The sequence below is a fragment of the Serratia sp. GW822-FHT06D09 genome, assembly GCF_058799515.1.
This window is the reverse complement of sequence record NZ_JBXALO010000021.1, coordinates 1-13,233: the sequence shown is the minus strand read 5'-3', so window position 1 is coordinate 13,233 and position 13,233 is coordinate 1. Positions and strand designations below refer to the sequence as shown.

Genomic DNA, 13,233 nt, shown 5'->3' with positions numbered 1-13,233 from the left:
TAAAATATAAAACGCCCGATGAGGTTCATCGGGCGTTATCCGGCTGAAAAGTGTCAACCTATATCAGGACTAGTCACGGTACTCGCAACATTGCTGAATTGGGTACCCGTGACTTACTGGCACCCATTAAAGCGGTGGAACTGTCTGGACGTCTTGAGGTGGCTTCTCGTCTCCAACAGCGTACTACGGCCATTATGCGTTATGCAGTGCAAAGCGGGCTGATTGATTACAACCCAGCGCAGGAGATGGCTGGAGCCGTCGCCTCTGGCAATCGACAACATCGCCCGGCGCTGGAATTAAAGCGTATCCCTGAGTTACTTGAGAAAATAGACGGCTATACCGGCAGGCCGCTAACCCGCTGGGCAACGGAACTGACTCTGCTTATCTTTATTCGCTCCAGTGAGCTGCGTTTTGCTCGCTGGTCAGAGATCGATTTTGAAACGTCAATGTGGACCATCCCGCCTGAGCGAGAGCCTATTCCCGGCGTGAAACATTCTCAGCGAGGATCAAAGATGCGTACACCTCATCTGGTGCCGCTTTCAAAGCAGGCGCTGGCGACCCTGAAGCAGATAAAACAGTTTTGTGGTGATAAGCATGAGCTGATTTTTATTGGCGATCACGATCCGCGTAAGCCAATGAGTGAAAACACCGTAAACAGTGCTCTGCGGGTGATGGGCTATGACACTAAAGTTGAGGTTTGCGGCCACGGCTTCCGTACAATGGCTTGTAGTTCATTGATTGAGTCAGGGCTATGGTCGAAGGATGCGGTGGAAAGGCAGATGAGCCATATGGAACGCAATTCGGTGAGGGCGGCGTATATCCATAAAGCGGAACATCTGGATGAGCGCAAGCTGATGTTGCAGTGGTGGGCTGATTTTCTGGATGCGAACAGGGAGAAGGGGGTTACGCCGTTTGACTATGCGAAGATCAACCGGGGTAATGGAGATTGAGTTGTTTGAAAGTGGACATTCGATCCTAAATTAAAAGCTGCTGACTTATCAAATGAGGAGTTGGTCGGTAGGGTCAAATAGCCGAGTTTTCACTGAGGCAACACTTTCCATTGGGCCTAAGCGGCAGGAATGCGCCATGTAAGCCTAAATCTAAAGTCACGATTACTGAGAAAACGGGAATGGGCTCTTGATTGGGCCCTATATCGTAATGAAAGTACAACAATTCGGCTACCATCAGGAGTGAAATGCTGTTCCTCAAGTTTTAATCTGATAACTACTTGAATATAAATGATTAGATTTCTTGCGTAAAATTGATAAATGTACTGGTGATGAAAGAAGCAATACCTTAATGTTATCGGTATAAAGGGGTTTGATTTCTTGTAAAGAGAGTATCAGTATGAATTTTAAGAAAAAACTCGAAGAGCATTTTAAGCAGTTCGAAGCATCCCCAGTGTTATTTGTTGGCTCCGGAGTGTCTCGTCGTTACCTTGGTGTGCCATGTTGGCAAGACCTTTTGAAGCATTTTGCTGAGGCGATTGGGGAAAATCATATAAAATTAAAAACAAAATCTAATGGTGATTTACCCGAATATGCACAATTATTGGTGTCGGCATACGCTGAGAAATGGTGGGATACTGAAGAAGGACAATTAGCATTAAGTGAAAAAGAACAGGAGAAAACTTTCATTAACGAACAGTCTCCTTTGAAATTGTCAATATCTAAATATATTGAGAATGCACATAAAAATATTATAGATAATGATGAGTTAAAACACGAAATTTCTCTTTTTGCGAAAGCAAATATTGATGGGGTTATTACCACAAACTGGGATGTTTTTCTAGAAAGCCTTTTCCCGAAATTTACAACCTTTATAGGTCAGGATGGATTGATTACTGGCAGGAGCCACGGTATTGCCGAAATATATAAAATACATGGTTGCTGCACTGAGCCTAACTCATTGATTTTAACATCAAGTGACTATGATAAATATAGAAAGAAAAACCCTTACCTATCATCTAAGTTATTAACTATGTTTATAGAGAGGCCTGTTATTTTCTTAGGCTACTCTTTAACAGATGAACATATAGCTGAAATCCTGGAAGATATAGTGAGTTGTTTCCCTGATGCCAGTTTGGATTTTTTACAGAATAAATTATTGTTCGTTGAATGGAAACCTGAACTTGGAGAGGCTGACATTAGTGACTCTGTTATTCATAAAAAAATACCAGTAAAATATGTTCAGGCACCATCTTATAAAGAAATATTTGAGGTGCTGAGTGAAACTAAAAAAAGGATTCCAGCACATTTATTTCGAATGATAAAAGATGAGCTTTATGAGTTAGTCTTAACTGATGATCCGAAAGGAAAATTATATGTGAGGGATTCAGAGAAAATTGAAGAAGGGGTCAGTACAACGGAGTTTGTTGTGGGATATGGTGCTATTTCGATGGTAAAAAAATCGGAATCGATGGCAGCTAAAGGATTGGTTGGACTGGAACGTGTAGATCTTATCCGGGAAGTTGTTTTTGAAAATGGACATTATGATTGGGAATGTGTTGTTAATGATGTTCTACCAAATATATGCAAAGGCAATGCGCGCATTCCTGTTTTTCACTTCTTAAATCACGCTAATTTAATTAATCACGATGGGAGTATAATTAATGAAACAGAACTCTCAGGTGGAGTACTATCACGATTAAAAATTACTCCAGTAAGTTTTCAATCCCAAGGATGGGATAAACGACGTTCTGAAACCGTTCCTGAAGTTAGAATTGGTGTAAATGAGTTATATCTTGCTTATGATTTCGGTTTCTTTTTAAGAATGATGCCATATATGGAACCGGGTTTAATCAAGCGTGATATAGAAGAACTTCTGAAAATTTTGAAAAAACATATTGATGAAGCAATGAGCGCCCAAACTTTGTCCAGTAATTTTTGTCGATTAGTCTGCGTGTACGATTATATAAAAAATAGCAATAGGATTTAAGAATAAGGTGTCGTATAAATTAACGACACCTATAATAAAAATTAATATATTTTTTCTTATAAATGATTAATTAATTTTTTGTTAATAGTATTAGACAGCAAAGTCAGTGAGATTTCATCACTATATTTGTCGTAAATTAATGTATTTAATTTATTATATATCATTTCAAATTTTCTCTGAATTGATATTTCCGGTATTGGTATAAGTAAATTCTTAAGCTTTTCGGCAGTCAAGTGGCTGAAAGTTACTTCTGAAACGAATTCAGAAAATGCATTTCCTTTAGCCATTGAATAAAAATACTCTTGCAAATATACAGATGTAAGGACATTATAGTCAGGACGCACTCTATGCAGAGCTTTCTGGTAGTAACAGTCTTGGATTTGATTATCCCAAATTGCACACCGGCCTATCTCACCTCCCTCGCAAACAAGTAGATCCCCCTGCTTGAGTTCAAATTTAGATAATTCTTTTTCATTGAAATCCATTTCAAGAAGATCGCTAACATCTATTTTTCTCCACCTGATGTTGGCATTTCTTAAATATTTTTTTGGCGATAATCCAGTTTTTGATTTTTTTGATAACATTTTCCCAAGCTGACAATCGGCGATCTCACCTAATTTTCTCAATTCCCAATTTTTTGGATTGCTAATGGGATCGCCAAACAGCTTAAGAAAATTAGCACGCAAAAAATCATCAGCTAATTTGATCGCCTGCTCACGTTTATGGAGGATGTTCTCAGCCTTATCAAGAGTAGCCGCAATTTCTTTTTGTTCGCATAATGATATTGCCTTTAACTGTTGTTCTTTAATTATCTTATCTGAAACTGCGGGATAATTAGCTCCTGTAGCTAGTTTAACTAAACTATTAACAAAAGCTTCTGATTTTACATAATGAAAAAGATATTTTGTATCAACTTTTAACTTATTAGGACGTAAAACGCAAAACCCTGTTGATGCAATTGCTCCATCCAATTCTTTAGGGATAATAGCAACGGTATTGAGATTCGGCCTAACAGTTGAAATGATGATATCACCAGCAAAAACCAGTTGCCTTGCTCTACTAGGTGCAGAGTCAGGTGTAATGTCTGAGACACTCTCTAATACTATTTTTTTCTGAAACCTATCTACAGAAGCAATATCTATATATTTCCAAGAACCATATTTATTATTTGGATTGATCTTTTCTACTTTTTCTACCAAATCTGAAATAGAAATCACAGCATTCCCTCCAGCTCATTCAGATCCGCCAGAATCTCATTTTCCAGATCTTTTAACCGTTTCAGTATCACTTTTGGATCTTCATATTCCTCCGCCTGATATACCACCTCTTTATAACGATTAATAGAGAGATCGTATTTCTGCGCCGCAATATCCTCTTTCGGTACTACAAACGCCGCCTGAGTGCGATCTTTAAAATCAACACCAGCATCAATCCCTTCCGGATATTGCTGCTTAAGCAACGAGGCTGATCTCTCGCCCATAAAATTATCAACCGGTAGCCCTCGCAAAATACGGTAATGCTTCCAGCTGGCTAATAAATGCGGCAAATCGTTGTATTTTATTGGGTTACGCTTGTCATCCAGGCTGTAGCCGTCGTTTTGTAGATCGTAGAACCAGACCTCATCCGTTTGGCCGCCTTTGGTAAAGATCAGGATCGCCGTCGCTACACCCGCGTAAGGTTTAAATACGCCGGAAGGCAGGTTGATCACCGCTTCCAGTTGGTTATCTTCCACCAGCGTTTTACGCAGCGACTGGTGCGCTTTGCTGGAACCAAACAATACGCCCTGCGGCACGATAGTGGCACTGCGCCCGCCCACTTTTAACATTTGCAGAATACGCGCCAGGAACAGCAGCTCGGTTTTCTTGGTTTTCACCATCGCTGACAGCGTAGAGTCGATATCTTCCTCATCCAGAGAACCAGTAAACGGCGGGTTCGCCAGAATCAGGTTGAATGCATTTTTACTGGCCTGCGGGAAGTTGGTACTAAAACTCTGGCTCATGGTGTCCTGATAATGAATATCCGGCTCTTCAACTCCGTGCATAATCAGGTTCATGGCGGCAATACGCAGCATGGTGGTATCAAAGTCGTAACCGTGGAACATGTTGTTATCCACATGGTCACGCCACGGCGTCAGAAGATCGCCGGTAAAGATTTTTTGCTCTTCTAATTCGCCGCGTTCGTTGGTGCCAATCTCGGTATGAATGGACTCCAGTGAACTGTATTTCTCCAGCAGGTACTCATAACTGGTTGCCAGAAAACCGCCCGTACCACAGGCCGGATCGCAGATCGTTTCACCACGTGCCGGGTTTGGCTCCATCATTTCAACCATTGTGCGGATAATGTGGCGTGGCGTGCGGAACTGACCGTTGATCCCGGCGGTGGTCAGCTTGCTTAACAGGTATTCGTAGAGATCGCCTTTGGTGTCGCCACGATCCAGCGGCAGGTTTTTGATCACCTCCACGGCTTTGGTCAGCAGTGACGGTTTAACAATCTCCAAGCGAGCATCTTTCATAAAGTTGCCCAGCAGCGTCACTTTCGTATCTTCAGCTTGCCCAAGCTGACGGAAATGCTGGAATACGCCGTCGCGCACAACTTCCATCATCTCGTCCGAGCCAAGGTTGCTATAGTGGCTGAAGCGGAACTCCTGCTGCTCAGGCGCAAAGCGTGGTTTAAAATCAACGCCTGCGATTCGCTTACGCTTCTCGTCCCGTTGTTCCTGGGTATCCAGCATCCTGGAGTACATCAGGTAGGTGATCTGTTCGATAACGGTCAGCGGGTTTGTGATACCACCCACCCAGAAATCTTCCCACAGCCCGTCGATTTTACTTTTTAAGTCACCGGTGATCATTGTTAACGTCTATACCCTGTTATAAATACAAAAGCCCCGCTGCCGGGGCTTGTCATGTGTTTATTATACCGTCGCTGCGTCGGTCACAACACCCAACTCTTCGACTATCTTTTGCAACCGGACGATCTGCTCTAGATCCGGGAATACGCCAGTAACGCCTTCGTTGTGGATATGCGTAAACGGCTGTTCAAAGAGTTGCCGCATTTCAATGGTGCCGTAATCGCGGATGTGGTTTTTCAGCAATGACAGGAAGCGCAGTTGCTGGCTGGTCAGGCTGTTGTCAGCGGCGAACTGGGCAAAGCGCACTTCAACTGCATCGCTGTCCATCCCGATAATGGTACGCAAAAGTTTATCCAGGCTTGCGGTTGCCTGCGGGTAGAACTCTTTTAGCGCCCGGATATCAACGTTGGGGTTTTGTATCAGCACCAGTTTTGCCAACTCATCCAGTTCGCCTTGTGTTACCGGCTCGCCGTTGCGGATTTTTTTCAGCACCTGGTTTTGCTGGAACAGCGGCTCCAGCGCTCCCTGAACCTGCTGGCGATAGAGTTTGAAATCAATCGAGCGGATGTTGGTTTTGCGGGTCTCCGTCTGGATTAGGTCGGCATCTTCGGTAATATCCACCTGTATCGAGCCAAATTTTGGCGTCGCATCTTTCTCCATCAGGTGCATTATACCGCGCAGATGAATGCGGATATCCTCCAGCTCTTCCAAGGTGGCCTGCTTCCACCAGCCCAAATCACGAAGTTGATTAATCCGTTGTCCCTGTTGCTGTACCTGAGTTAGATGCGGCGGCAGACGTTCCACTTTCTCGATGATGACCGGCCAGAGCACATCCAGCTCTTCCGGGTTGCTATAACGGGCAGTTTGCGCCGCCAGAATATCCATATCGAAACGCATGGCATCGCTTTGCCCGCGCACGTCCAGCCACTGCATCAGCGGGGCCAGGACAGATAGCAGATCCTGCTGTGTTTTCGGGGAAAGCTGGCGCAGCACTTTTACATCGCTGTACTGCGCTTTTTGCTGCCACTTTTCCTGCACGGCAATCGACTTTTCATCCAGCGCGTTGATCTGCTCGCGGAGCTGGTGAGCGACTAAATCCACCGCCTGTTTGTCGAACTTACGCTGCGCGGCAGCCCCCAGCATAACCCACGCTTCGAAGCGTTTTTGCGCCAGCGATTTTGTCGTTTTCACTTCGGCTTCTTCGGTATGCAGCTCGTGATACTCAAAATTGCCCCAGTGATCGAAGATACGGAATTTTTGCTTATCCAGCGGTTTGCCGTTGTCATCGTAGCCGTACAGCCCCGCACAGAGGCGCGTACCACGGCCAATCATCTGCCAGAACTTCACTTTTGATTTGACCGGCTTGGCAAAGACCAGATTCACAATTTCCGGAACATCAATACCGGTATCAAGCATGTCAACAGAGATAGCGATGGTCAGCTCTTTGTTGGTGCTTTCATCCAGCCCTTTAAAATCGTCAATCAGTTGCTCGGCGCGGGGATCGTAGTTGTCGATGACCTGGCAGAAGCGTCCGGCAAACTGCGGGTACATGTCGTCGAACAATTCATTCAACAGCAGCGCGTGTTTGTGGTTACGGGCGAAAATGATGGTTTTACCTGGCAGTTGGCCGTCCCGATCTTTCAGGCCATTTTCCATCAGGTTACGCAGGATATAGCGGTTGGTGTCTTTGTTATAAATTGCCTCATCCAGCGCCTTGCCATCAAATTCCAGCGTATTAGGATCGATACCCTGTTCTTCAAGTTCGCGGATTTGTTCGTCGCTTAATTTCTCCCGTTTGATGCCTTCGCGCAGGAATTCTGTGGTGTGCGTGACAACCTCATAGGGAACCAGATTGTTATCGGCGATGGCATCTTCCAGGCTGTAGTTGGCGGTAGGGATACGTCCTTCACAACCAAACAGGCCGAAAGTGGTTTTACTCACCATGTCGATCGGCGTGGCCGTCAGGCCAATCTGGAGGGCATCAAAATACTTAAACAGATCGCCGTAGACGTTGTAGATCGAGCGGTGGGATTCATCGGCGATGATCAGATCGAAATAACCGACATCGAAATGGTCCATGATTTTCATCATGCCGGGATAAGTGGCAATGTAGATCCTGGCATTCTGCCTGTCTGCTTTTTTCGATTTCCCGACCACATACAGCGGCTCATTGGTGAATTGATTGAAGGCATTCGCCGCCTGTTTGCGCAGCTCTTTACGGTCGCAAAGGAACAGAACGCGTTTTACCCAACGGGCATCAATCATCAGTTTGCTCAGTGCAATCGCTACACGGGTTTTACCAGTGCCGGTGGCCTGAACGATTAATGACTGACGATATTTATTGGTAAACCGTTCGCTGACGCGGGCAATGGTTTCAAGCTGATACAAACGTCCGGCAACGGCCTTACCTTCGTTGTCTTTTACGTGCGGCACACTGTTCAGTGGCAGACGGGTTTCTCGCTGCTGAATAAGATATTGCAGGCTTTCCTTGCTGTAGAAGCCAAATACCCGGCGCGGAGGATAACCATGAGTTTTATGGTCGTCCCACAGCCAGATATCGTAGCCGTTGGTGTAGAAGATGACCGGGCGTTGACCATATTCTTTCTCCAGCCAGTCCGCATACAGCCGGGCCTGAATTCGTCCTTGCTCGGCACTGACGCTGGTTTTTTTGGCCTCCACTACCGCAAGCGGTTTATGCGCCTCATCCCACAAGACGTAATCCGCATAACCGTCGCCGGTTGCAGTAGGTTGTTCTTTAACCGGGTGTTCCTGCGTAACCTGATCGGTATTCTTAAGTTCTTCACCTACATTCCAGTCAGCAGCAAGCAGGCGAGAATCAATCAGACGGCGGCGGGTTTCCGCTTCATCAATAGAGAGGATATCGGCAACATGCTGGTTACGCGCCCTGGCTTCATTCAGGCGCTGAGTGAGGTGTTCGGCCTTTTCCTGCTCCTGCTGTAATGCGCGTTGTAACGCTAGTTCGCGCTCACGGCTTTCATCTTGCGCCCTGATTGCATCTTCCAGACGTTTTTCATCTGCACGACCTGAAGATTGTGTTAACGGAGGAAGAGAAAATTTGGGGCAGTTGTCAACATTACCGTGGGCGTAGCGAACATACAGCCAGATCCCTAATAAATACGCTTCCTTAAGCAGCCAGTAGGTATCTTTGGCTTTGATACGTCCACCGTGCGCGGCGCGGTTGCCGTGGATACGCAGCGCATCCATTTTCATGATGATGGCTTCCGGCATCATGCTGGTAAACACATCGGCGTTCATTAAATCGTACAGATTCGCCTTGATGCCTTCAGGTAGCCGTTCCTGACGATATAACCAACGCACCATCAATTCGGTGTAGTTGCGCAGCTTCACCAGACAGCTTTCCGGATCGGAGTGAACATAGCGTTCCGCCATACACGCGAGTTCTGCCAGTTCCGGCCACTGGCTGCGCAACATTTCAAAATTGAGAGACTGCTCCATCAATCATCGCCTTATGTCATGGATACAACAGCATTTTGGAAAGAATATCACACTAATTTGGCTGACGAAGTGAGCCGGAAGGCATATGGTGGTTATCTTTGCTGGTTCATCCATCATCTATGATGATAACAATCAGCGAGATAACGTTGAATGAGAGGACATAGGGAATGCTCGAATTTGAATTTCGGGAATGGCTGGAGAGCCGAGGAGCTAAAACACAAGCGGGCCTCAACTCTCGTATTTATGCTGTCAAAACTATCGAAAAAAAACTCGCAGCGCTTGGTTCTCCTCATGCAGATCTGGATGCAGCCTACAAGGCGGACGGATTTACGCAATTGCGACAACGGATCAAAGAAATTCGCTGTGATGCTAAAGACAACGGCGATGAGTATCGGTTGTTAATGCCGGAATCAGAGCAACCGCTTAACCGATTGTCCAGCTGGAATAGCTGGCTCGGACAATATGGACGCTTCCTGAGCGGTGATGACTCTCAGGCCGACGAAATTCGGGATTATGTCCTTGAAAACTACATCACCCCAGCTAGAGATCGAGGTGATGCCAGTGTCACAGTGGTAGTTGGCCCTCTGAATACTGAAATGGGTCTCGACAAGGGATGGCCGAACATCTGTCAGGCTCTTGATGGTCAAAAATTTCAGGAACTAGCGGATGTTCCTCCTCCGGTGACGGAAGGGCCTAAAAAGAGCACAACCCGGAAATATACGTTCATACTTACGGAAGGAAGTGAACCGGTGGCCCAGAATAACATTACTCCGACTAACCTTATTTTTTACGGTCCTCCTGGTACCGGAAAAACCTTTCATACGGCGAGGGAAGCTGTAGCGCTCTGCGATGGCAAAGACGCCTATCCGAACTCAAAAGATGGGCGTGCAGCCCTGATGGCTCGCTATAACGAACTGATGGCAGAAAAGAGGATCTCTTTCGTCACATTCCACCAGAGCTATGACTACGAAACCTTCGTTGAGGGCCTTCGTCCAGAAATCGGTGAAGATGAGTCGTCATCTGCAGGATTCAGACTCATGCCCACGCCGGGGCTCTTCAGGGAAATTTGCGCCCTTGCCGATCAGGCCAGAACACAACCCCGTGCACAGACGAATGCCTCAGCACTGCAACTGTCCCAAAAACGCTTTTGGAAAATGGGGCAAGGGACAATTGGCACAGAAGACGATGTGTATGAAGATGCCCGCGACAACGGGTATATTGCTCTGGGTTGGGGTGGGAGCATAGACTGGAGCGCGGATAGATTTTCATCGTTCAAGGCGATTCATGATGAATGGATCAAGCAAAATCCGGAGAACAAGACGCCAAGTAACTGGACGCAAACCCATCCCTTCCGTTGCGAAATGAAGCCTGGCGATATCGTGATAGTCCCTTACGGTAACACTGCGTTCCGCGCTATCGCTGAGATCACGGGTGATTACTATTTCGTTCCTGAAGCCGAAGGTTACTATGCCCATCGCCGCCCTGTGCGCTGGCTACTGACTCTCGATGAACCACTGCCACTCGATACCATTATCGATGGTAACTTCACTATGCGGACGCTCTATTCGATTGCCACCAATCGAGTGAATATCCCGGCGCTAGGCAGACTGCTCTCGAGTACAGAAGACCCAGATAATAGTTCTGATGTTAAAGGGCAACCAGAGCAGTTCGTCCTCATTATTGATGAGATCAACCGGGCAAATATCTCGAAAGTGTTCGGTGAACTGATTACGTTAATTGAGCCGGATAAACGTCTGGGAATGCCTGATGCACTCACAGTAACTCTGCCTTATTCGAAAAAGAAAGATTTTGGCATCCCCGCCAACCTTCATATCATAGGCACAATGAATACCGCCGATCGATCCATCGCCTTGCTCGACACTGCATTAAGGCGGCGATTCAACTTTCGGGAAATGGCTCCCGACTCGACTCTGCTAAGTGAAGTCGAAGGGATCGATCTCAAAGCCGTTCTTACCACCATTAACCAGCGAATTGAATATCTTATAGGCCGGGAATATCGCATTGGACACGCTTTCTTTATCAATTGTGAATCCAGGGCACAAGTTGAAGATGCTGTGCGTAATAAGGTCATACCGCTGTTACAAGAGTATTTCTTTGAGGACTGGAGCCGAATCGCGGCAGTGTTGGGAGATGGTTTTATGCAGGAAGAGCAGATCTTACCGCCGCCAGGAATAGAGGGTGAACCGTTATCAAGCTGGTCGGTACGTGCACCGTTCAAAAATGACGCCTTTGATCGACTGGTAGGCAAAGCCAGAACGTTTAATGCCACCGCTCTCGAGGTGGCTGTTGAATCGAAAGAATGACGCACCTCACGGTTCGCGAATGGGGCGCTGTTTGTGTGAGCACGGAAAGCAGCATAAATGCTCCTCATGCTTTTACCCGGCCTCAGGCTAACGCGTTGCTTGCGGCGGCGCGCGAGCATCCGCTGGCAAATCAGCACGGTACAAATATCTTAATCGATCGCCATAACAAAATTATTGCCGGGCAAATGGTTGGGATCATTGCCGCTCCGGGATGTAGCCTTGAGATCCTGCCCAAATTCGACGACGAGACGACAGAACCGGACGGCACAATCCGCAATCGCCTGATACGTATGCTTGATGTCGCCCTCAGCCTTAAACTCGGCAATGGACAGGCTGCAACAATGGCGAGACAAGCTGAAAACTTGCTAGAGATACTTATCCGCTTGTTCGCCGAGCGACTCTTATCTGAAGTACATCGGGGATTACCGCGTGCATATTTGGCACAGGAAGACGATTTGCCCTCATTGCGCGGAAGGCTCAATATCAAACGACAATTCACTACGCTTGCTGTCCGCCCCGACCGTCTCGCCTGTCATTACGACGAACTGTCGGCTGATACAGCTCTACTTCGAATTATGAAGGCGAGTGTAGTTCTGCTTTATCATTATGCCCGAGCTGCTGATACGCTCCGCCGTCTGAATGAATTGCGCATCCTGCTGGCGGGGGTTAGCGACGTCCCCTTGAGTCACCTGCCGTGGTCACAGGTGCGTATCGACCGAACTAATCATCGCTGGGAAGCCCTCTACAATCTGGCGCGCCTCCTCCTGAGACGCGACTGGCAAGCTACGCACCACGATAAACGAGCGCAGAACGGGATTACACTGCTTTTCCCGATGAACGACCTTTTCGAGGCATATATAGCGGCACTGGCGAAGCGTGCTGTACGCGGTACAGAATGGACGGTTCGTGCACAGGCAGGCAGATTATACTGTCTGATCGAGGACGGAAAAGAAGGCAAACAGCGCTTCCAAACCCGGCCGGATCTGCTTATCGAGCGGGACCATCAGACTGTTATGATCATAGACACTAAATGGAAGCGTATTGGGCGTCATCACGAAGATGCCAGGCATGGCGTATCGCAGGCTGATGTCTACCAGATGATGGCCTATGCCCGGCTTTATCACTGCCAACAAGTTATGCTTCTCTATCCACATCATGCAGGCCTGGGAACTCAACCTCTGAATGCAGGCTACAGGATTTTAGCGGGCGAAGGACGATTACAGGTGGCGAGTGTGGATCTGATACTCGATGAAGATAAGATTATCGGGCAGTTAATTCACCTTATTTCCATCAACACAGAGAGAAGAAAAGGTGGGATTGACGCACCTTGAGACCTGGCACTCTCAATAAATCTCAACCACGGTTTTGGCTTAAACTTACGAGATCACTTAAATGTGGCCCAACATCCAGTGGCATATCTTCAATACTGTAGATCCCTCTGCCACATGGAATGCACACCTTCTCCCCCTGGTAGTGTTGTCCGCACCAGACGCAGTACCAGGACAGCACTGTCACGGGAGTTGTCAGTTCCCCAATGGAATTACGCAGCTTTCTGAGCCTGGCCTCTGCTTGTAGTGGCACAGTAAATTTGGCCACCTGATTAAAGGTGATATCCTCACCTCAACACAAAACAGGTGACTTAATGAA

At 46.9% G+C, this 13,233-nt stretch carries 8 protein-coding genes; 4 read left to right on the top strand and 4 right to left on the bottom strand.

Going from position 1 to position 13,233, the window contains the following annotated elements:
* Positions 1–50 precede the first annotated feature (50 nt).
* Positions 51–950, top strand: a complete 900-nt coding sequence (locus AC1RKG_RS24620; RefSeq protein WP_493183829.1) for a tyrosine-type recombinase/integrase — start codon at positions 51–53, stop codon at positions 948–950.
* A 397-nt stretch (positions 951–1,347) separates the two neighbouring features.
* Complete coding sequence (locus AC1RKG_RS24615; protein WP_054625931.1) at positions 1,348–2,937, top strand: SIR2 family protein; 1,590 nt, start codon at positions 1,348–1,350, stop codon at positions 2,935–2,937.
* Between the two features lie 56 nt (positions 2,938–2,993).
* Here the strand turns inward: AC1RKG_RS24615 and AC1RKG_RS24610 are convergent, their stop codons facing one another.
* The 3 genes from AC1RKG_RS24610 to AC1RKG_RS24600 all read right to left on the bottom strand — a co-directional run bounded on the left by AC1RKG_RS24610 (position 2,994) and on the right by AC1RKG_RS24600 (position 9,262).
* Positions 2,994–4,154, bottom strand: coding sequence for a restriction endonuclease subunit S (locus AC1RKG_RS24610; RefSeq protein ID WP_493183828.1), 1,161 nt, complete (start codon positions 4,152–4,154; stop codon positions 2,994–2,996).
* The gene (locus AC1RKG_RS24605; protein WP_493183827.1) at positions 4,151–5,785 is read right to left on the bottom strand and encodes a type I restriction-modification system subunit M; all 1,635 of its coding nucleotides are present in this window, start codon (positions 5,783–5,785) and stop codon (positions 4,151–4,153) included. The genes AC1RKG_RS24610 and AC1RKG_RS24605 overlap by 4 nt, the downstream gene beginning before the upstream one ends.
* A 63-nt stretch (positions 5,786–5,848) precedes the next feature.
* On the bottom strand, positions 5,849–9,262 hold the full coding sequence (locus AC1RKG_RS24600; protein ID WP_493183826.1) for a DEAD/DEAH box helicase family protein: 3,414 nt from the start codon (positions 9,260–9,262) through the stop codon (positions 5,849–5,851).
* A 167-nt stretch (positions 9,263–9,429) separates the two neighbouring features.
* Between AC1RKG_RS24600 and AC1RKG_RS24595 the strand changes: the two genes are divergently transcribed.
* Complete coding sequence (locus AC1RKG_RS24595) at positions 9,430–11,586, top strand: DUF8426 domain-containing protein (protein WP_128772026.1); 2,157 nt, start codon at positions 9,430–9,432, stop codon at positions 11,584–11,586.
* Positions 11,587–11,621: 35 nt separating this feature from the next.
* Positions 11,622–12,917 (top strand): McrC family protein, encoded by a 1,296-nt coding sequence (locus AC1RKG_RS24590; protein WP_493183825.1) that lies wholly within the window; start codon positions 11,622–11,624, stop codon positions 12,915–12,917.
* A 22-nt stretch (positions 12,918–12,939) separates the two neighbouring features.
* Here AC1RKG_RS24590 and AC1RKG_RS24585 read toward each other — a convergent pair whose 3' ends face one another.
* Positions 12,940–13,095, bottom strand: a complete 156-nt coding sequence (locus AC1RKG_RS24585; protein ID WP_493183830.1) for a putative zinc ribbon protein — start codon at positions 13,093–13,095, stop codon at positions 12,940–12,942.
* Between the last annotated feature and the right edge of the window lie 138 nt (positions 13,096–13,233).

What these genes read in the sequence shown, in the direction of transcription:
- AC1RKG_RS24595 (WP_128772026.1), top strand. Translation starts at nt 9,430, where the DNA reads ATGCTCGAATTTGAATTTCGGGAATGGCTGGAGAGCCGAGGAGCTAAA.
- AC1RKG_RS24615 (WP_054625931.1), top strand. Translation starts at nt 1,348, where the DNA reads ATGAATTTTAAGAAAAAACTCGAAGAGCATTTTAAGCAGTTCGAAGCA.
- AC1RKG_RS24600 (WP_493183826.1), bottom strand. Translation starts at nt 9,262, where the DNA reads ATGGAGCAGTCTCTCAATTTTGAAATGTTGCGCAGCCAGTGGCCGGAA.
- AC1RKG_RS24605 (WP_493183827.1), bottom strand. Translation starts at nt 5,785, where the DNA reads ATGATCACCGGTGACTTAAAAAGTAAAATCGACGGGCTGTGGGAAGAT.